This is a genomic window from Corynebacterium matruchotii (assembly GCF_011612265.2).
Classification (GTDB): domain Bacteria; phylum Actinomycetota; class Actinomycetes; order Mycobacteriales; family Mycobacteriaceae; genus Corynebacterium; species Corynebacterium matruchotii.
On record NZ_CP050134.2, the window covers coordinates 1,384,513 to 1,404,614 of the forward strand.

At 57.9% G+C, this 20,102-nt stretch carries 12 protein-coding genes, 3 rRNA genes and 1 pseudogene; all 16 read right to left on the reverse strand.

Annotation, left to right across the window (positions count from 1 at the left end):
• Window positions 1–2: 2 nt before the first annotated feature.
• Window positions 3–821, reverse strand: a pseudogene (locus HBA49_RS06295) (tetratricopeptide repeat protein); the annotation flags it as partial.
• Between the two features lie 124 nt (window positions 822–945).
• Window positions 946–1,062 (reverse strand): 5S ribosomal RNA (gene rrf / locus HBA49_RS06300).
• Between the two features lie 181 nt (window positions 1,063–1,243).
• Window positions 1,244–4,341 (reverse strand): 23S ribosomal RNA (locus tag HBA49_RS06305).
• Between the two features lie 530 nt (window positions 4,342–4,871).
• A 16S ribosomal RNA gene (locus tag HBA49_RS06310) occupies window positions 4,872–6,423 on the reverse strand.
• The 16S, 23S and 5S rRNA genes sit together here, the layout of an rRNA operon.
• A 303-nt stretch (window positions 6,424–6,726) precedes the next feature.
• Window positions 6,727–7,983, reverse strand: a complete 1,257-nt coding sequence (gene tyrS / locus HBA49_RS06315; protein ID WP_005527241.1) for a tyrosine--tRNA ligase — start codon at window positions 7,981–7,983, stop codon at window positions 6,727–6,729.
• 3 nt (window positions 7,984–7,986) lie between these two features.
• On the reverse strand, window positions 7,987–8,166 hold the full coding sequence (locus HBA49_RS06320) for a Trm112 family protein (protein WP_005527291.1): 180 nt from the start codon (window positions 8,164–8,166) through the stop codon (window positions 7,987–7,989).
• Window positions 8,163–9,596: an argininosuccinate lyase gene (argH, locus tag HBA49_RS06325; RefSeq protein WP_005527065.1), complete on the reverse strand. Its 1,434-nt coding sequence runs from the start codon at window positions 9,594–9,596 to the stop codon at window positions 8,163–8,165. The genes HBA49_RS06320 and argH overlap by 4 nt, the downstream gene beginning before the upstream one ends.
• Window positions 9,597–9,601: 5 nt before the next feature.
• Window positions 9,602–10,798 (reverse strand): argininosuccinate synthase, encoded by a 1,197-nt coding sequence (locus tag HBA49_RS06330; protein WP_005522929.1) that lies wholly within the window; start codon window positions 10,796–10,798, stop codon window positions 9,602–9,604.
• A 16-nt stretch (window positions 10,799–10,814) separates the two neighbouring features.
• A complete protein-coding gene (locus tag HBA49_RS06335) occupies window positions 10,815–11,294 on the reverse strand; it encodes an arginine repressor (protein ID WP_172458875.1) in 480 nt (159 codons plus the stop codon).
• Window positions 11,295–11,317: 23 nt separating this feature from the next.
• Window positions 11,318–12,280: an ornithine carbamoyltransferase gene (argF, locus tag HBA49_RS06340; protein WP_005527487.1), complete on the reverse strand. Its 963-nt coding sequence runs from the start codon at window positions 12,278–12,280 to the stop codon at window positions 11,318–11,320.
• Window positions 12,270–13,427, reverse strand: coding sequence for an acetylornithine transaminase (locus HBA49_RS06345; protein ID WP_005527249.1), 1,158 nt, complete (start codon window positions 13,425–13,427; stop codon window positions 12,270–12,272). The genes argF and HBA49_RS06345 overlap by 11 nt, the downstream gene beginning before the upstream one ends.
• The gene (gene argB / locus HBA49_RS06350; protein WP_005522933.1) at window positions 13,427–14,359 is read right to left on the reverse strand and encodes an acetylglutamate kinase; all 933 of its coding nucleotides are present in this window, start codon (window positions 14,357–14,359) and stop codon (window positions 13,427–13,429) included. Before argB ends, HBA49_RS06345 begins: the two co-directional genes overlap by 1 nt.
• A 16-nt stretch (window positions 14,360–14,375) precedes the next feature.
• A complete protein-coding gene (argJ, locus tag HBA49_RS06355; RefSeq protein ID WP_005527220.1) occupies window positions 14,376–15,518 on the reverse strand; it encodes a bifunctional glutamate N-acetyltransferase/amino-acid acetyltransferase ArgJ in 1,143 nt (380 codons plus the stop codon).
• Window positions 15,515–16,543 (reverse strand): N-acetyl-gamma-glutamyl-phosphate reductase, encoded by a 1,029-nt coding sequence (gene argC, locus HBA49_RS06360; RefSeq protein WP_005527373.1) that lies wholly within the window; start codon window positions 16,541–16,543, stop codon window positions 15,515–15,517. Before argC ends, argJ begins: the two co-directional genes overlap by 4 nt.
• 35 nt (window positions 16,544–16,578) lie before the next feature.
• Window positions 16,579–19,047: a phenylalanine--tRNA ligase subunit beta gene (gene pheT, locus HBA49_RS06365; RefSeq protein ID WP_005527404.1), complete on the reverse strand. Its 2,469-nt coding sequence runs from the start codon at window positions 19,045–19,047 to the stop codon at window positions 16,579–16,581.
• A gap of 16 nt (window positions 19,048–19,063) precedes the next feature.
• The gene (gene pheS, locus HBA49_RS06370) at window positions 19,064–20,080 is read right to left on the reverse strand and encodes a phenylalanine--tRNA ligase subunit alpha (protein ID WP_005522943.1); all 1,017 of its coding nucleotides are present in this window, start codon (window positions 20,078–20,080) and stop codon (window positions 19,064–19,066) included.
• Window positions 20,081–20,102: the final 22 nt, after the last annotated feature.

Genomic DNA, 20,102 nt, shown 5'->3' on the forward strand with positions numbered 1-20,102 from the left:
GGTTAACCTAACTCTGCTAGCCGTTCTTGTGCATCTAAGAATTCTTCCGCGTCCTGCTCGACGGCGTGGGTGAACCAGGTGCGGGCCTGCGCGATCTGCCCGGCGGCGGCCAGCGCGTCGGCGTAGGCGTAGGACAGCCGGGCCCATGCCGGTTCGATGCGACTGGGATCGGGATTCATGTCCTGCAAGGTAACGACAGCGGCGTCGAATTGCCCCATGTCTTGGTGAGCGCCGGCGGTGACGATGGCTAATTCGATACGCATGGGCATGTCGAGGTTTTTCGAATCAGCTTCGGCGGCAAGTTCTATGGCTTTTTCGGGCCGGCCGAGACCGCGTTCGCAGTCGGCCATGACGGCAATGAGCCCCGGACCACCACTGATGCGCCGGGCGGCACGCAATTCGGAGAGTGCTTCTTTCCATTCGCCGGCTTTATAGGCGGCAATCCCACAGGTTTCCCGCACGACTGATACTCGCCCTGCCCGCTCTTTGGCCGCCCGCGCATGGCTGAGTGCTAGTTTGGGGTCTTCCTCCATTAAGAGCGCAGCCATGAGGATATGCTTTGCGACGGCGTTAGCGTTGTCCTTCGATAGGACCCGGAGATCTTGTAATACTAGCGGGTCGAGGTCTCGAATATCGAGATCATCGGGTAAATCGGGTTCATTCAGCCGTGACGTCATGCGGTCTTCTCGATAGTTGGGGCGCTGAGTACGAAACCCGTTTTGTTTTTTATTGGCCCCAGCCCGGTTAGCGTGTCGACGTCCCCGGGAACGATCTGGACGGCGATTATTATTGCGTTGCGGCTTCCGACGGGAAGAACCGGGGGATTTATGATCGTCAGTCATGCTGTCCTTTGGGGATATAGAAAAAGCGTGGTGCATTATTGGAAAATAACAATAATACACCACGCTTTCCTTATACTATTTTTTCTTTATTAAGTTTTTGGTGTGTTGGCGGTGTCTTACTCTCCCACAACCCCACGATTGCAGTACCATCAGCGCAGTCAAGCTTAGCTACCGGGATCGGAACGGGACCGGGCGTACCCTCGACGCTAAAACCACCAACACAAACCCATTTGAAACAAACCACCCCCACACCCCAACAGGGTACGGGCAGCGTGTTGCGTCAAACACTGTACAACAAACACAAACACAATAATCATTCTTCTTTTTGCGGCAAACACATGCTCTCGGCGCAATCAACTGCTCATTTTTCATCGCCCACACACGTGAAAAACACTCTAGGTGTGTTTTTTTGTGTCGGTGTATTAGTACCAGTCACCTCCAACACGTCACCATGCTCACAGCCCTGGCCTATCAACCCCATCATCTACAGGGAACCTCAACAGAAACCTCATCTCAAAACAGGCTTCCCGCTTAGATGCTTTCAGCGGTTATCCCTCCCGCACGTAGCTAACCAGCCATGCCACTGGCGTGACAACTGGCATACCAGAGGTACGTCCATCCCGGTCCTCTCGTACTAGGGACAGCCTTCTTCAAGTTTCAACGCGCGCGGCGGATAGAGACCGAACTGTCTCACGACGTTCTAAACCCAGCTCGCGTGCCGCTTTAATGGGCGAACAGCCCAACCCTTGGGACCTACTCCAGCCCCAGGATGCGACGAGCCGACATCGAGGTGCCAAACCATCCCGTCGATATGAACTCTTGGGGAAGATCAGCCTGTTATCCCCGGGGTACCTTTTATCCGTTGAGCGACACCACAACCACACGTAGGTGCCGGATCACTAGTCCCTGCTTTCGCACCTGCTCCACCCGTCAGTGTCACAGTCAAGCTCCCTTATACACTTACACTCACCATCTGATTGCCAACCAGACTGAGGAAACCTTTGGGCGCCTCCGTTACCATTTAGGAGGCAACCGCCCCAGTTAAACTACCCACCAGGCACTGTCCCCAACCCGGATCACGGGCCAAGGTTCAGGTACCCAATCACACCAGAGTGGTATTTCACCTGCGACTCCACCACAACTAGCGTTGCGGCTTCACAGTCTCCCACCTATCCTACACAAGCATGACCAAACACCAATACCAAGCTATAGTAAAGGTCCCGGGGTCTTTTCGTCCTGCCGCGCGAAACGAGCATCTTTACTCGTACTGCAATTTCACCGGGCCTGTGGTTGAGACAGCAGGGAAGTCGTTACGCCATTCGTGCAGGTCGGAACTTACCCGACAAGGAATTTCGCTACCTTAGGATGGTTATAGTTACCACCGCCGTTTACTGGGGCTTCAATTCTCCGCCTCGCACACACATAAGGCGTGCTCACGGGTCCTCTTAACCTTCCAGCACCGGGCAGGCGTCAGTCCGTATACCTCAACTTCCACGTTTTCGCACGGACCTGTGTTTTTAATAAACAGTCGCTTCCCTCTCTCCTCTGCGACCACCACCAGCCAATTCGCTGTCAGCAACCAGTAATGGTCCCCCTTCTCCCGAAGTTACGGGGGCATTTTGCCGAGTTCCTTAACCACAGTTCACCCGAACGCCTTAGTATTCTCTACCTGACCACCTGTGTCGGTTTCCGGTACGGGCCATGCACGCACTCGCTAGAGGCTTTTCTAGACAGCACAGGCACACTAACTACCACCACAACATGGTGTCCGCATCACGCCTCACCTCATATGCGGGGCGGATTTCCCAACCCCACAGGCCACACGCTTGCACTCCAATCCAATAAGGAAGCCTAGCTACCACTCTGCGTCACCCCATCACTTGACTACTACCCACGAAGATCCCACGCACCTGAAACCACCAACCAAAAAGATCAGCGGAAACAAGCGGGCGGTTAGTACCATAAGATTCATCACTTGTCGCACGCACACGGGTACGGGAATATCAACCCGTCATCCATCGACTACGCCTGTCGGCCTCGCCTTAGGCCCCGACTCACCCTGGGAAGACAAACTTCACCCAGGAACCCTTAGTCATCCGGCGGATATGTTTCTCACACATCAATCGTTACTCATGCCTGCATTCTCACTCGCACACACTCCACCACCTGTCACCAAATAGCTTCAACACATGCACGACGCTCCCCTACCCAACACACCTTTACGTGTGTTGCCGCGGTTTCGGCGGTGTACTTAAGCCCCGCTACATTATCGGCGCAGAACCACTCGACCAGTGAGCTATTACGCACTCTTTCAAGGATGGCTGCTTCTAAGCCAACCTCCTGGCTGTCTTCGCGATCCCACATCCTTTCCCACTGAGCACACCCTTAGGGGCCTTAACCGACGATCTGGGCTGTTTCCCTCTCGACCAACGGAGCTTATCCCCCGCAGTCTCACTGCCGCACCCACATTGCTGGCATTCGGAGTTTAGCTGATGTTGCTAAGATTATCGTCCCGCTCAACCAACCAGTAGCTCTACCTCCAACAAGCACACTATGCGACGCTGCACCTAAATGCATTTCGGGGAGAACCAGCTATCACGGAGTTTGATTGGCCTTTCACCCCTACCCACAACTCATCCCCTCAGTTTTCAACCTAAGTGGGTTCGCGCCTCCACAAAGTCTTACCTCTGCTTCACACTGGCCATGGGTAGATCACCCCGCTTCGGGTCCAGAACATGCCACACACACCCTAATTAGGATTCGCTTTCGCTACGGCTCCCCACACTCATGGTTAACCACGCAACATGCCACTGACTCGCAGGCTCATTCTTCAAAAGGCACGCCACCACCCCACCCAAAAAAAAGGGGGGGCTATGACGGATTATCAGCACATGGTTTCAGGTACTCTTTCACTCCCCTCCCGGGGTACTTTTCACCATTCCCTCACGGTACTTACTCCACTATCGGTCATGCTAAGTATTTAGGCTTACCGGGTGGTCCCGGCAAATTCACGACAGATTCCACGAGCCCGCCGCTACTCAGGAAACACAACAACCCCGCAAGCGAGTGTTTTCGTGTACCGGACTCTCACCGTCTCTGGCAGGCGATTCCACACCACTTCCACTAACACACACCAACAACAGCACCAGCCGAGGTAGAACTGATACGCCGTGCTCCTCTAACCCCGCATGCGTAACCCCTACCCGGTATCACACGCACACGGTTTAGCCTTATCCACGTTCGCTCGCCACTACTAGCAGAATCACTCTTGTTTTCTCCTCCTACGGGTACTAAGATGTTTCACTTCCCCGCGTAACCCCCCAACCAACTATTTCATTCACTGGCGGGTGACCACACATAACCATGGCCGGGTTTCCCCATTCGGACACCCTCGGATCAACGCTCATCAGGCAACTCCCCGAGGCTTAACGCAGCCTATCACGTCCTTCATCGGCTTAGCATACCCAGGCATCCACCATGCGCCTAAAAAACAAAAAACACACACATTTTTCACGCACAGACAACAAAAAATACCAAGAACAAAACCACAAAAAAGAAAAAACAAACAACAACCATTCATTGTTGCTTTTTTTATCGCATTCGCGTCCACTATACAGTTCTCACACAACACACCACCCCACACACAACACCCAACCAGACACAACCCAAACACACGGGCCGCAACCAGCAAAAAGGCCTTGCTCACCAGGGGTGATCCATAGAACAACACTCGTGCTGCTCTAGACACCCAACAGCATGCCACAAAACAAAACAAACCCGAACACAAACACACTTGTTACTCTGCAAAACCCTTTACAACCAACAAGGGCTGAAAGACCGCAAAAAATTCTTGTTTCATCAACTCCCAAAACCACACACATGAAATGCGTGCGATACCTGTCTTCACCTGAAAACAAAAACTTGCCACCACCAGGCGCCCAAACCAGACACCAAACAATGACAAAAACTTGTCACCACCAGGTACTAACCAGCACCCAGGCGACAAAACAAATACTCTATTCTCCTTAGAAAGGAGGTGATCCAGCCGCACCTTCCGGTACGGCTACCTTGTTACGACTTCGTCCCAATCGCCAATCCCACCTTCGACCACTCCCCCCACCAAATGGTGGTTAGGCCATGGGCTTCGGGTGTTACCAACTTTCATGACGTGACGGGCGGTGTGTACAAGGCCCGGGAACGTATTCACCGCAGCATTGCTGATCTGCGATTACTAGCGACTCCGACTTCATGGGGTCGAGTTGCAGACCCCAATCCGAACTGAGATTAGCTTTCAGCGATTCGCTCACCCTCACAGGTTCGCAGCGCGTTGTACTAACCATTGTAGCATGTGTGAAGCCCTGGGCATAAAGGGCATGATGATTTGACGTCATCCCCACCTTCCTCCGAGTTAACCCCGGCAGTCTCTCATGAGTCCCCACCCAAAGTGCTGGCAACATAAGACAAGGGTTGCGCTCGTTGCGGGACTTAACCCAACATCTCACGACACGAGCTGACGACAACCATGCACCACCTGCACACCAACCACAAAGGGAGGTACGTATCTCTACAACCGTCTGGTGCATGTCAAACCCAGGTAAGGTTCTTCGCGTTGCATCGAATTAATCCACATGCTCCGCCGCTTGTGCGGGCCCCCGTCAATTCCTTTGAGTTTTAGCCTTGCGGCCGTACTCCCCAGGCGGGGCGCTTAATGCGTTAGCTACGGCACAGAAACCAAACCGGTCCCCACACCTAACGCCCACCGTTTACAGCATGGACTACCAGGGTATCTAATCCTGTTCGCTCCCCATGCTTTCGCTCCTCAGCGTCAGTTACTGCCCAGAGACCTGCCTTCGCCATCGGTGTTCCTCCTGATATCTGCGCATTCCACCGCTACACCAGGAATTCCAGTCTCCCCTACAGCACTCTAGTTATGCCCGTATCGCCTGCCACCCCGAAGTTAAGCCCCGGAATTTCACAGACGACGCAACAAACCACCTACGAGCTCTTTACGCCCAGTAATTCCGGACAACGCTCGCACCCTACGTATTACCGCGGCTGCTGGCACGTAGTTAGCCGGTGCTTCTTAACAAAGGTACCGTCACCACACCCAAAACAGGTGCGGCTTCGTCCCTAACGAAAGGAGTTTACAACCCGAAGGCTGTCATCCCCCACGCGGCGTCGCTGCATCAGGCTTGCGCCCATTGTGCAATATTCCCCACTGCTGCCTCCCGTAGGAGTCTGGGCCGTATCTCAGTCCCAATGTGGCCGTCCACCCTCTCAGGCCGGCTACCCGTCGACGCCTTGGTAGGCCATTACCCCACCAACAAGCTGATAGGCCGCGAGCTCATCCTGCACCAAAACAATAATCTTTCCACCATGAGACACTAAACCATGGTCCTATCCGGTATTAGACCCAGTTTCCCAAGCTTATCCCGAAGTACAGGGCAGATCACCCACGTGTTACTCACCCGTTCGCCACTCGAGCACCCCCACCAAAAAAGTGGGGGCCTTTCCGTTCGACTTGCATGTGTTAAGCACGCCGCCAGCGTTCGTCCTGAGCCAGGATCAAACTCTCCAAAAAAACAAACAAAAAATTACAGGCAAAAAACAAAGAAACCAACAAAACAACAACAAACAACAAACACCAACAACTATCAATAACTATTTGGTGCCCACGTTCGCGTTCATGTTCAAACAATAATTCGTTTCATCAAATGACACAACTATCGAGTTCTCAAACAACACCACCACCCACAACCCCACCCAAAACCAGGCAAGGGCCGCAAACAGCGACCACACAAATATACAAACCCCACCACAAAACCACAAACCACCACGTCACAACAACAAAAACCAGGATGGTTCTCATGCCATCCCGGTTACGCTATTGGATTTTTGCCCCTGCGAAGGTTTTCTTGCCTCGCCGCAGCACTAGCCATGTGCCATACAGCAAATCATCGGCTGTTGGTTCCCAGTCCTCGGAGGAAATACGCTGGTTATTCACGTATGCGCCGCCTTCATTTATTGTGCGACGCGCAGCTCCTTTGGATGCTGCCAAACCGCTGGCCACCAATAGGTCCACGATTGTGCGTGGGTCCTGTGGCGCAATCTCTGCCACCGTGGTTTCCTGGAGCGCCCCCCTCAGGGTTGCTTCATCCAGTTCGGTCAATTCTGCCCGACCGAATAGCGCTTGAGCTGCTAGTTCTACCGCTTCAGTTGCCGCTGAACCGTGCACCAGGGTGGTCATTTCTTGCGCCAAGCGTCGTTGCGCTTCCCGCAGATGCGGTCGTTCCTGCACCGCCACTTCGTATTCGGCGATTTCCGCTTGGGACAGGAACGTGAACCAGCGCAGGTAGTCAATGACCACGGAGTCTCCCGCGTTGAGGAAGTACTGGTACCACGAATAAGGGCTGGTCAGTTCAGGATCTAACCAAAGTTTGCCGCCACCCGTGGATTTGCCGAATTTTTGCCCTTGCGCATCCGTAACCAATGGCACGGTTAAGCCATGCACCTTGGTTTGGTTCATGCGACGGTTGAGATCTACGCCGGAAACAATATTGCCCCACTGGTCACCACCACCGATTTGCAGCACACAATCGTATTCCCGATTGAGGTGCACATAATCGTAGGATTGGAGCAGCATGTAGGAGAATTCGGTGTAGGAAATCCCATCGGATCCTAGTCGTCGTTTCACGGTTTCCCGATCCAGCATCGTATTGAGCGAAAAGTTTTTGCCCAGGTCACGCAGGTAGTCAATGAGCGAGAATTTCCCCAACCAATCGGCGTTATTGACCATGATGGCTTTACCATCCGTATAGTCGATAAAGGACCGAATTTGGTCTTGGATCGCCGCAATGTTGTGGGCGATTTCTTCCTCGGACAGCATGGACCGCTCCCCCACATCCCGCGGGTCACCGATCATGCCGGTGGCGCCACCTGCCAAGGTGAGTACCCGGTGCCCCGCGTTTTGGAAGCGTTTCAGCATGATGAGGGGCACAAGGTGCCCCGCATGAAGCGACGCCCCGGTCGGGTCGAACCCGCAGTAGAGGGTGATGGGTTGCTCGCAAGCGGCACGTAACTCGTCAACATCGGTGGCTTGATTGATAAGCCCCCGCCACAGTAGTTCATCAACGATATTCATGTGTTAGTCCTCCAGGGAATAGGGGGTAGCTTCGTCGATAAGCATTACGGGGATGTCATCAATAATCGGGTAGGCAATCTTGAGTCGCGGGTTGACCAGCACATTTTTGTCTTCCAGATAAGTGAGCGGCCCATGGTCCTGGGGGCATGCCAGCACTTCTAATAGTTGGGGGTCGAGGCTCATGCGTAATCCCCTTGCGCCCATGCCCGATAGTCAGCGGTCAACGTGTCTACCCGGTGCCGCTGCTCGTCGACTCGCACCTGCGCGGTCCCGCCCCGGGTGGTGCGTGATGCCACCGCACCCGCAACCGTCAACACTTCCCGAACCCCCGGATGCAGCTGCTTGTGAGCGCTGGCCAGTTCCTCGTCCGTGAGCTCGTCAAGGCCCACGCCGCGTTCCTCAGCGATGCGTACACAGGCACCGGACGCCTCGTGTGCTTCCCGGAACGGCACACCTTCCCGAACCAACCACTCGGCCAGGTCCGTGGCCAGCGTGTAGCCGGCCGGCGCCAGTTCCAGCATTCGCCGCGGATGGAACACCAGAGTGGCAACCAACCCGGTCATGGCCGGCAACAGCAGGTGCAGCTGCGTCACCGAGTCCACGATGGGCTCTTTGTCTTCCTGCAAGTCCCGGTTATAGGCCAATGGCATAGCCTTGAGGGTGGCCATGAGCCCGGCCAGGTTGCCGATGAGCCGACCGGTCTTGCCTCGGGTGAGTTCCGCCACGTCGGGGTTTTTCTTTTGCGGCATGATTGATGATCCTGTGGACCAGGCATCTGCCAAGGTCACATAGCCAAATTCCGGGGTGGACCAGGCGATGATTTCTTCCGCGAGGCGAGACATGTCCACCGCAATTTGGGCCAACACGTATGCGGTTTCGGCGGCGAAATCCCGGGAGCTGGTGGCGTCGAGGGAGTTGTCTGCAGCCTCGGCAAACCCCAATTCGGCGGCGATTGCCTCCGGGTCGAGGTGCAGGGAGGATCCCGCCAAGGCCCCCGACCCATAGGGGCTCACCGCGAGGCGTTTGTCCAGGTCTTGGAGCCGTTCAATGTCCCGCAACAACGGGTGCGCGTGCGCGAGCAACGCATGGGCCAACAGGATCGGCTGGGCCGCCTGAAAGTGGGTTTTCCCGGGCATGATAACCCCCGGATGATTGGCAGCCTGAGTGCTGAGGGCCGCAATCAGGTCGGTCACCTCGACCGCAATGTCCCGGATAGCGTCCCGCACCCACATGCGGAAAAGGGTCGCCACCTGGTCGTTTCGGGAACGACCGGCCCGTAACCGACCGCCCACCTCGGGGCCCACAATCTCAATGAGGCCGCGTTCCAAAGCACCGTGCACGTCTTCGTCGGTGGGCAGGGGGACGAAATCGCCGCTGGCTACTTTTTCACCAAGACGATCAAGGCCGTCAAGCATGGTGTCCAGGTCGGCGTCGGAAAGCAGGCCCGCCTTGTGTAAGACCTTGGCGTGCGCCTTGGATGCCTGGACATCGTAGGGGGCAAGCACCCAGTCGAAATGGGTGGATACGGACAGGGCGAACATGGCGTCGCTGGGGCCGCCGGCGAATCGGCCACCCCATAATGCACCTTGGTTGGTTTTGTGTTGCTGTGCCATGAGGATTATGCTTCGCGGTCCCGCCGGTTCGAAATCTTGGTGGAAAGGCCATGGAGTTCCACGAAGCCCTTGGCCAGGGTTTGATCGAAGGTGTCACCGGTGTCGTAGGTGGCCAGGTTAAAGTCATAGAGAGAGTGATCGGAGCGCCGACCGTTTACCACCGCACTACCGGCATGGAGGACCATGCGGATATCACCGGTCACGTGCTCTTGGGTAGAGTCGATGAAGGCGTCCAGGGAGCGTTTCAGCGGGGAGAACCACAGGCCATCGTAGACTTCTTCGGACCAGCGGGCGTCAACAAGCCGCTTGTAGCGGGCAAGTTCGCGCTCCACAGTGACGTCTTCCAGGGCCTGATGGGCGATGAGCAGGGTGATTGCCCCGGGGGCTTCGTACACCTCGCGGGATTTAATGCCCACCAGGCGGTCTTCCACCATGTCGAGGCGGCCCACGCCTTGAGCGCCGGCACGCTGGTTGAGCTCTTCGATGGCTTCGAGCACGGTGACGGGCCGGCCGTCGATGGCCACGGGCACGCCGGATTCAAAGGAAATCGTGAGCTCGTCGGGGGCATTGCCCAGCCCTGGGTCCTCGGTGTATGCGTAGAGGTCCTTGGTGGGCGGGTTCCACAGGTCTTCGAGGAAACCGGTTTCCACGGCACGACCCCACACGTTTTGGTCGATGCTAAATGGGGACTTTTTCGACTGTTCGATAGGAAGGTTGATTTCCTCAGCAAAGGCGATGGCCTTGTCCCGGGTCCAGGCGTAGTCGCGGGCGGGGGCAATGATTTCCAGCTCGGGGGCCAGGCTGCGGAACCCGACTTCGAAGCGGACCTGATCGTTGCCCTTGCCGGTGCAGCCGTGGGAGACGTGAGTGCCGCCGAACTCTTGGGCGGCCTGCACCAAATGCTTCACAATGAGCGGCCGGGAAATGGCGGAGACCAGCGGGTATTGCTTCATGTACATGCCGTTGGCCCGAATAGTGGGCAGGCAGTAATTATTGGCGAATTCGTCTTTGGCGTCAATGACGACGGCTTCGACGGCACCACAATCGAGGGCGCGTTGGCGCACGGATTCCATGTCCTCGCCGCCCTGACCCAGGTCGAGGGAAACAGCAACGACTTCACCACCGGTCATTTTCGCCAGGTATGGGATAGCAACGGAGGTGTCGAGGCCACCGGAATATGCGAGGACTACACGGTTGGTCATAATGTAATTTTTCTCCTTATCGAACGTTGAGTAAGTCGACGAGTTCCTTGCCCGTCAATGGGTCGCGGGCCAGGACAAACACGGTATCGTCACCGGCGATAGTGCCCACCACTTCATCCATGCTGACCCTATCAATAAAGCTAGCAAGGAAGGCCGCGGCCCCGGGCGGGGTGCGCAACACCGCAATGTTCCCGGAATGATCGCTGGATACCAGCAGGTCATCCAGCATTTTTCGTAGTTTTTCCCGGGTGCCGACGGTGGTGGGGGCAAGGGTTTCTTCGGTGTTACCGACGGCATAGAATGCGCGGCCGCTGTCCGGCCGAATTTTTTTGGCCCCGAGCTCGTCGAGGTCACGAGACAGGGTTCCTTGGGTGATTTCAACGCCTTTGTTTTTGAGCAGTTCCGAGAGCTGCATTTGGCTGGAAACTAGATTCTGTTCGAGCAGTTCCAAGATCAATGCTTGGCGGACCGTTCTAGTGATTGGTCCAGGGCTCACGGGACTCATGGGCGCTCCTTCGATTATTTATTTGGTTTAGGCTGATTCCACAGTAGCCACGTCATCAAAGCCTTTTGGGCGTGGAGCCGGTTTTCGGCTTCGTCGAAAACTACGGATTGTGGGCCGTCAATCACCGAGGCAGTGACTTCACTACCACGATATGCCGGTAAACAATGCATAAAGATGGCGTTTTTATTAGCTTTACTCATTATTTCATCGTTTACCTGGTAGGGCAAGAATGGGGTACGCCGATCCAGACCGTCATTTTCCATGCCCATGGATACCCAGGTATCCGTGATGACCACGTCGGCACCGGCTACCTGGTTAATGTCACTAGTGACGGTAATGGTAGCACCGGTTTCCGCGGCCCGAGTGCGAGCTCGTTCCACAAAATAGGGTTCCGGTTGGAAATCGGCGGGAGCGATAATACTGATGTCCAGGCCCGCGGTAGCGAAGCCCAACATGTAGGAATTGGCCATATTATTGCAACCATCGCCCAGGTATACCGCTTTATGCCCCCGAAGCCCACTAGGCCCCTGTTTGGGGCATAAATTTTCGATAATAGTTTGCAAGTCGGCAAGCACCTGACAGGGGTGGAAACTATCGCACAGCGCGTTAATGATAGGCACTTGCGAGGTTTCGGCCATGTCCCACAGGTTTTGATGGGCGAAGGTGCGCCACACAATAAGCGATACCATGCGCGACAGGAGCGCCCCGGTGTCCTGGTAGGTCTCGCCTTTGCCCATTTGGGTTTTGCCGGATTCGACCACGATGGCGTTACCGCCGAGCTCGGCGATGCCCGTCGCAAAGCTAAATCGGGTGCGTGTAGAGGTTTTATCAAAGAGCACCGCCACAGATTGCGGCCCTTTCAACGGCTGTGAGGCAAATCGCGCATGCTTGAGCTCCGCGGCCATGGTGAGCACTTCGGCCTGTTCGGCGGGGGTGAGGTGGTCGTCGGCGAGAAAATGCCGCACATTAGTAGTCATCGTGGGAAACTCCTTTAAGAAGGTCAGCGAAGCGTGCTACCGCTTGGGTGATCTGGTCATCACTAATAATAAGCGGTGGTGTGAGTCGCACTACATGAGGTTGCGGGGCATTCATGAGAATTCCGTAATTCGGCGCCTCGGCCACGGCTTGCTTTGCGACGGGCTCCCGCAGCACTACCCCAAGCATCAATCCCCGACCCCGCACCGACTCGACCTGGGGTAATTTGAGTAGTTCTTGACGCAGCAGCTCCCCTTTGCGCGTGACCTCCGCCAGGAATTGCTTATCGACGACATCCAGGACCACTCGGGCAGCGGCACAGGTCACCGGATTGCCACCAAAGGTACAGCCGTGGTCCCCAGGTTGGAAGAGCTTGGCGGCCTGGCCTGCGGCGATGCATGCCCCCATTGGGAGGCCACCACCGAGCCCCTTGGCCATGGTGACCACGTCGGGGCGAACATTGTCGTGTTGGAAAGCGAAGAACTCACCGGTGCGACCAACCCCGGTCTGCACCTCGTCGCAGATCATGAGGATGCCATGCTCGTCGCACAACTGGCGCACCTGGGCGAGGAACCCATCGGGGGCGGGTACCACGCCGGTTTCGCCCTGAATGGGCTCCAGGAAGATGGCGGCCACGTCGTCGTCAAGCGGTGGGAAGCTCTCAATGTCGCCGTAGGTGTAGTATTCGACGCCCGCGGGCATGGGCTCGAATTTTTTCCGCTTGTCGGGCTGGCCAGTGAGGGCCAGCGCCCCCATGGTGCGACCGTGGAACCCATGCTCAGCGGCAAGGATTCGACTCCGGCCGGTGGCACGGGCGATTTTGAACGCAGCCTCGTTGGCCTCGGTACCGGAATTGCAGAAAAACACCCGGGCATCCGGGTCGCCAAACCGGTCGATGAGACCAGCAGCCACATCAATGACCGGCTGGGAGGCGTACAGGTTGGAAACATGCCCCAGGGTGGCAATCTGTTCGGATACCGCCTGCACTACTGCCGGATGACCGTGCCCCAAGGCGTTCACCGCAATGCCCGCCAACAGGTCGATATGGGTTCGCCCCTCGGAGTCGGTGACCTCGGCACCGGCACCGCTGACCAGGGTGATGGCCGGGGTGCCATAGGTGTTCATTATTACGTCAGGCCAGGTTGGCATTATTCGTCTCCTTCGTTGCGATAAATCGTGGGGCTGGCGGGGTCGGCCACCACGTCGTCCGGCACCACCATGGTGCCGATACCGCCGGCGGTAAGCAGTTCCAGCAGCACGGAATGACCCACCCGGCCGTCAATCACGTGGGCCGCCCGAACCCCATGCTCCACCGCCCGCAGACAGGACTCCATTTTCGGAATCATTCCGGTGTCGAGCTGTGGCAATAACTCCGCCAGCTCGCTCACGGAGGTTTGGGAAATGAGCGAAGTCCTGTCCGGCCAATTGGCGTACAACCCCTCAACATCGGTGAGGATCAGGAGCCGCTCGGCACCCAGGGCAACCGCCAGGGCACCGGCGGCGGTATCCGCGTTGATGTTATACACCTCGCCGTCGTCGAAGCCGGGGGCAATGGTGGAGACCACGGGAATGCGTCCGGCATCAATGATGTCCATGAGGCTGCTGGCGTCCACATTTACGATCTCGCCCACCAGGCCGATGTCGGTGAGCTTCCCATCGACCTCCACCAGGCGTTTTTCCGCCTGAAACAGGCCGGCGTCCTCCCCAGAGGTGCCCACCGCGTAGGGGCCATGATTATTAATGAGCCCCACCAGGTCGCGGCCAACCTGGCCGAATAGCACCATGCGAACAACCTCCATGACCTCCGGCGTGGTGACCCGGAAACCGCCCTTGAATTCCCCTTCGAGGCCTAACCGGTCCAGCATGGCGGTGATTTGGGGTCCGCCGCCGTGCACCACCACGGGTTTCACGCCGACGGTGCGCAGGAACGCCATGTCTGCGGCGAAGGCGGCCTTGAGCTCATTGTCGATCATGGCATTGCCGCCGTACTTCACTACCACGATCTTATTGTTGAGATGCTGGAGCCAAGGCAACGCTTCCACCAGAACTTGTGCACGTTTTTGAGGGGTCATATACCTCATTATGATCGCTTCTTTCCTAGGTAGAATAGGCGGAATTGAATTCGACGTAGCCTAATGACAGATCAGTCGTTCGAATCGTGGCTTGGCCGGGGCCGCCGGTGCCTAGGTCCACCACCACATCAATATCCACACCGGTCAGGTCCACGTCCCGCGCCCCCGGGGTTCCGCACGAGTCAATGCACACGGCTTGATTATTGAAATACACCGAGATTTTTTCCGGATCCATATCAGCATCAGCCATGCCCACCGCGGCAAGGGTGCGACCCCAGTTGGGATCCGAACCGAACATGGCGCACTGAAACAGATTATCCCGCGCGATCGTCCGGGCAGCATTCAGCGCCATGTCATCGGTGGTGGTGCCGGTAACGGTGACGGCGACCCGCTTGGTCACGCCCTCGGCATCCGCCTGCATCTGCTGCGCCAAATCCGCACAGGCCTCCCGAACCGCCTCGTCTAATTCCTGCTGGGTTGGGGTGATCCCCGACGCCCCCGACGCCAGCAATAACACGGTGTCGTTTGTGGAGGTAGACCCGTCAATGTCCAGGCGGTCAAAGGTGACCGCGGTGGCCTGCCGCAGCGCGGCATCCGCCATGTCCGGGGTGATCGACGCATCGGTGGTGAGGCACACCAGCATTGTGGCGAGTGACGGGGCCATCATCCCTACCCCCTTCCCCATGCCGGCCAACGACCAGCCGCCGGCGTGCGTCACCAGGGTGGTTTTCCGCACCGTATCCGTGGTCATGATGGCTTCCGCCGCCGCATCAGCGTGATCCCCCAGGCCGGCAACCAGCGGGTCGACCGCATCGAGCATCAGGTCCAGGGGCAGCTGCTCCCCGATGAGCCCGGTGGAGCATGCGGCCACATCCGCCGCCTCGCAACCAATGGCATCCGCCACCCGCCGCACCACGGCAGCGGCGTCCGCATCCCCCTGCGCCCCGTTGCAGGCGTTGGCGTTGCCGGAATTATAAACCACCGCCACAAGCCGGCCATCAGCCACGGCCTTCCGGGTCAGCTTCACCGGTGAGGCCACCACCCGGTTCCGGGTAAACACGCCGGCCGCAACAAACTCCGGTCCGGTATTGACCACCAGCGCCATGTCCGGCTTCCCCGATGGTTTAATGCCCGCGGTCACCGCCGCGGCAACGAAACCTGGAATCATGGTGCCACCCCGTTCACGGTCAAACCGGCAGCCTCATCCAGCCCCAACGCAATATTCATGCACTGCACCGCGGCGCCGGCAGTACCTTTGACCAGGTTGTCGATGGCGCTCACCACCACCAGGCGGCCGGCGGCTTCGTCGACCTCCACCTGGAGCTGACACATGTTCGCCCCCACCACGCTCTTGGTTTGCGGCTGCTGATCCCCCGGCAACACCGATACAAATTGCTCGTCTGCATAAAATTCCGCATAGGTGGCATAGGCCTGTTCCGCGGTCACCCCGGCAACCAACGGCGCCGTGGCCGTGGTCAGGATGCCCCGCGACAGCGGTGCCAGCACCGGGGTGAAACTCACCGTCACCGGCACCGTCGAATACGCGCCCAGGTTTTGGCGAATCTCCGGGTTATGGCGGTGTTTACCAGCGGTATTATAGGCCCGCAGGTTACCCATCACCTCCGAACCCAATAGGCCCACGCTGGCTTTCTTCCCCGCACCCGAGGTGCCCGTAATGGACACAAATTGCAGATCCGGGTGCACCAAATCATGCACCACCGCCGGCAACATGGCTAAGGTCGCGCCGGTAGGGAAACAACCAGGCACCGCAATCCGGTTCGCCCCCCGTAGTTTACTGCGCTGACCAGGAAGTTCCGGCAACCCATAAGGCCAGCTGCCGGCGTGTTCCCCGCCATAAAATTTTTCCCAATCATGGGAATCCGTTAACCGGAAATCGGCGGCACAGTCAATCACCAGCACATCATCACCCAAATTTCGGGCGATTTCGGCGGAATGCCCGTGCGGCAACCCCAAGAAAACCACATCATGGCCGGCTAAAATATCCGTGGTGGTGGGCTCAATCGTGCGGTCCGCCAAGCTCACCAAATGCGGCATGAGCTCGGCCACGGACTGGCCCGCGGTGGTGGCGCCGGTCAGCGCGCCGATCTCCACGTCTGGGTGCGCGGAAATCAGGCGGAGAATTTCGCTGCCAGCATAGCCGGAGGCTCCGGCGACGGCTACGTTAATTGTCATGCACCCAGCATAGCAATTATTCGGAAACTTGCAATTTATGCACGCATGTGGGCGCCGAACCGTTTCGCTGCCAACTCCGCGGCAGCTAGCCGGCCCACCGAGCACTCCTCATCTGTCAAGGTCCGATCTGGGGCCCGGAACACCAGGGCAAAGGCCAACGATTTCACGTCGGCCCCCAACCCTGCCGAGCGGTACACGTCGAAAAGCTCCACGGTTTCCAACAGGTCGCCGCCACCAGCAATAATGGTCTGCCGCACCGTCTCGGCCGGCACATCCTCCGGCACCACCAACGCCAAATCCTGCTTCACCGCCGGAAACGCCGACAGCACCGGCGCCGGCAACACCTGCGTGAGCGGCAACGCCGACACATTGAGCTCCATGGCGCACGTGCGCTTCGGCAGACCCAACCGCTCCACAACCTGCGGATGCAGCTCACCGGCATGCCCCACCACGACACCATCCACCAACAATGCGGCACACCGGCCTGGATGCCACGGCAAATACTCCGCATTTTCCACCGTCAACGACACCCCGGCAGCCCGCGCCACCAGCTTCGCCGACTCGATCGCATCCGCATACGAATACTCCCGGCCCTCACCCCACGGGCCTGAAAACTCAATCAAACCGGTGCCCACGGTCGCCACATGCAACGGCTGGTACGGCAATGTCGACAACAACCCAGCGATCTCCGCATCCGACGGCCGCTGCGCCACCGACAGCATCGGCGACATTCCCGCGCCCTGCACCACCGACACCTGCTGTTGGCCAAACAACGACAAATTCGTCATGCCCCGCGCCACATTCCGCGCCACGGCCTCCAGCATGGACGGCAATAACGTTGTGCCCACAATGGCGTAATCCGCATCCAACGGGTTGCGCACCGCCACCGCGTTACGACGCTCATCCTCGGCTGCCAACCCCCACGTATCAAACGTGTCCTGCCGAATAAACGGGGTCGGCAAAATCTCCACATAACCGCCATAAGCCAACGCATGCCCAATGGCCCGCCGCCGCTTCTGGGCCGGAGTCAACCCCTTACCCGCCGACACGGTCGGCACAATCGCGGGAATATCCGCCAACCCCTCCAGGCGCAGCACCTCCTCCACCAGGTCCGCATCCTCGGTCAAATCCGGGCGCCACGTCGGCGGAACCACATCCAACATGCCATCATGCTCCGTAACCTTGCACCCCACCTCGCGCAGCCGACCGACCACCGTCTCCGGAGCATAATCCACCCCGGCAATCTGGCCCGGACGCGACACCGCCATCCGAATCGTGGGCATCACCGGCACCTCCCCCACCACGGTGCGGCCCGTGGAAATGGTGCCACCCGCAATATCCTGCAACAAGGCGCAGGCCATATCCAAGGCGACCTCCACCAATGCTGGATCCACGCCCCGCTCAAACCGCCGCGACGCCTCCGAACTCAACTTATGACGCCGTGACGACCGGGCCGTCACAATAGGATCCCACGTAGCGGCCTCAAAATACACTTCCGTGGTATCAGCAGAAATCTCCGACGACACGCCCCCCATCACAGCCGCCAACGACTGGATGCCGGCATCGTCGCAAATCACCACATCTTCAGGATCTAGCTTGCGCACAACATGGTCCAGGGTTTCCAGCTGCTCACCTTGCCGGGCCAACCGCACCACCAAATCACCGCTGATCTTCTCGGCATCAAACGCATGCATCGGCTGACCCAACGCCAACATCACATAATTCGTCACATCCGTCGCCGGATTCACCGGCTGCTGGCCGGAAAGTAACAACTCCCGCTGCAACCACCACGGCGTCGTGGCCTTAGGATCAATGCCACTTACCCGACGCAACCCAAACCGCTTCGCCTTGGTCTCCGGTCGCAACTCCACGCCGATAAGCTTCGATGTTGGCTGCGGCACCTGCGGAAACTCCGCCAAAGCCGGATCCTGGTAGACCGCCGACAGCCCAAACCCGGACGCCAATTCCCGAGACAACCCCCGAGCCGACAACGCATAGCCACGATCCGGGGTGATATTCACGTCAAAAACCGTGTCATCCAGGCCCAATACCTCCCGGGCATCTGCACCCGGCTCCCCCGAATCCAACGTGAGAATACCTGACGACCTGGTGGTGAGTCCCAACTCCGCCGCGGAGCAAATCATGCCCTCCGACACGCGACCATACGTCTGCCGCGCCGAAATCTCGAAACCACCAGGCAGCACCGTCCCCGGCAACGCCACCACCACAATGTCGCCCACCGAAAAATTCTGGGCGCCACAAATAATATTCTGCACCTGATCCGGCCCCACCAACACCTGGCAGTAGCGGATCGGCTTCTTAAACTCCGTCAACTCCTCGATGGCGACCACCCGGCCCAACACCAGTGGGCCGGTGGTTTCCGGAATCGACTCGTATCCTTCGGTCTCAAACCCCACCTGCACATACATGGCATCCAACTCCGCCGGAGTCACACCAGCGAAATCCGGAAGCAAACTCTGAACCCAACTCTGAGTAATAAGCATTATCCCAATATCTCCTTTATGCCTGGATTCCGAAAGGTGCAGTGAAACGAATATCGCCCTCCACCATGTCCCGCATGTCATTCAGCCCATTGCGGAATTGCAACGTCCGATCCACCCCAATACCAAACGCAAACCCGGTATAGACCGCCGGATCAATGCCCGCAGCACGCAGCACATTCGGGTTCACCATGCCGCAACCACCCCATTCAATCCAGCCAGCCCCACCTTTCTTCTGCGGGAACCACACATCCACCTCGGCAGACGGCTCCGTGAACGGGAAATAATTAGCGCGCATCCGGGTACGAGTCTCCGCACCAAACAACGCTTTTGCTAAATGGTCAAGCGTGCCCCGCAAATGCGCCATCGTCAACCCCTCAGCCACCGCTAGGCCCTCCACCTGGTGAAACACCGGCGTGTGCGTGGCATCCAACTCGTCGGTGCGGAATACCCGACCCGGGGCAACCACATAAATCGGCAGATCCTGCGACAGCATAGTGCGCATCTGCACCGGCGACGTGTGTGTCCGCAACACCTGCCGCGACCCCTCGTGAGAAACATGGAACGTGTCCTGCAAGGTGCGCGCCGGGTGATCCGGCACAAAATTCAAGGAATCGAAATTGAAATACTCCGCCTCCACCTCTGGACCATCCGCCACCTCATAGCCCATGGAAACAAAAATATCCGTGATCGTCTCCAACAACGTCGTGATCGGGTGCAGCGCCCCCACCTGCCGTCGGGTGGTAGGCACGGTAACATCCACCCGCTCAGCAATCAAAACCTCGGCGTTCCGCTTCTCCTCCAGGGCGGTCTTAGCGGTGGCGTACGCCTTCTCCGCCTCGCCCCGCGCCTGATTGACAAGCCGTCCAGCATCCTTCCGCTCATTCTTCGGCAACGACCCCAACGCACGCCGTGCCTGTGAGATAGGCGCATCATCACCCAAATGTTCCCTGCGGGCGACAGCCAATTCTTCGAGGTTAGTCGCAGCAGCAAAGGCTTGCCGCGCGGCCTCCACAGCTTCGGTCAGCTCGGACACGGATTCTCCTTGGTAAATCGAT

Excerpts from the sequence above, each read along its gene's own strand:
- HBA49_RS06345 (WP_005527249.1), bottom strand. The coding sequence starts at position 13,427 with ATGCCAACCTGGCCTGACGTAATAATGAACACCTATGGCACCCCGGCC.
- tyrS (WP_005527241.1), bottom strand. The coding sequence starts at position 7,983 with ATGAATATCGTTGATGAACTACTGTGGCGGGGGCTTATCAATCAAGCC.
- argB (WP_005522933.1), bottom strand. The coding sequence starts at position 14,359 with ATGAGGTATATGACCCCTCAAAAACGTGCACAAGTTCTGGTGGAAGCG.
- pheT (WP_005527404.1), bottom strand. The coding sequence starts at position 19,047 with ATGCTTATTACTCAGAGTTGGGTTCAGAGTTTGCTTCCGGATTTCGCT.
- argF (WP_005527487.1), bottom strand. The coding sequence starts at position 12,280 with ATGACTACTAATGTGCGGCATTTTCTCGCCGACGACCACCTCACCCCC.
- argH (WP_005527065.1), bottom strand. The coding sequence starts at position 9,596 with ATGGCACAGCAACACAAAACCAACCAAGGTGCATTATGGGGTGGCCGA.
- HBA49_RS06330 (WP_005522929.1), bottom strand. The coding sequence starts at position 10,798 with ATGACCAACCGTGTAGTCCTCGCATATTCCGGTGGCCTCGACACCTCC.
- HBA49_RS06320 (WP_005527291.1), bottom strand. The coding sequence starts at position 8,166 with ATGAGCCTCGACCCCCAACTATTAGAAGTGCTGGCATGCCCCCAGGAC.
- argJ (WP_005527220.1), bottom strand. The coding sequence starts at position 15,518 with ATGATTCCAGGTTTCGTTGCCGCGGCGGTGACCGCGGGCATTAAACCA.
- argC (WP_005527373.1), bottom strand. The coding sequence starts at position 16,543 with ATGACAATTAACGTAGCCGTCGCCGGAGCCTCCGGCTATGCTGGCAGC.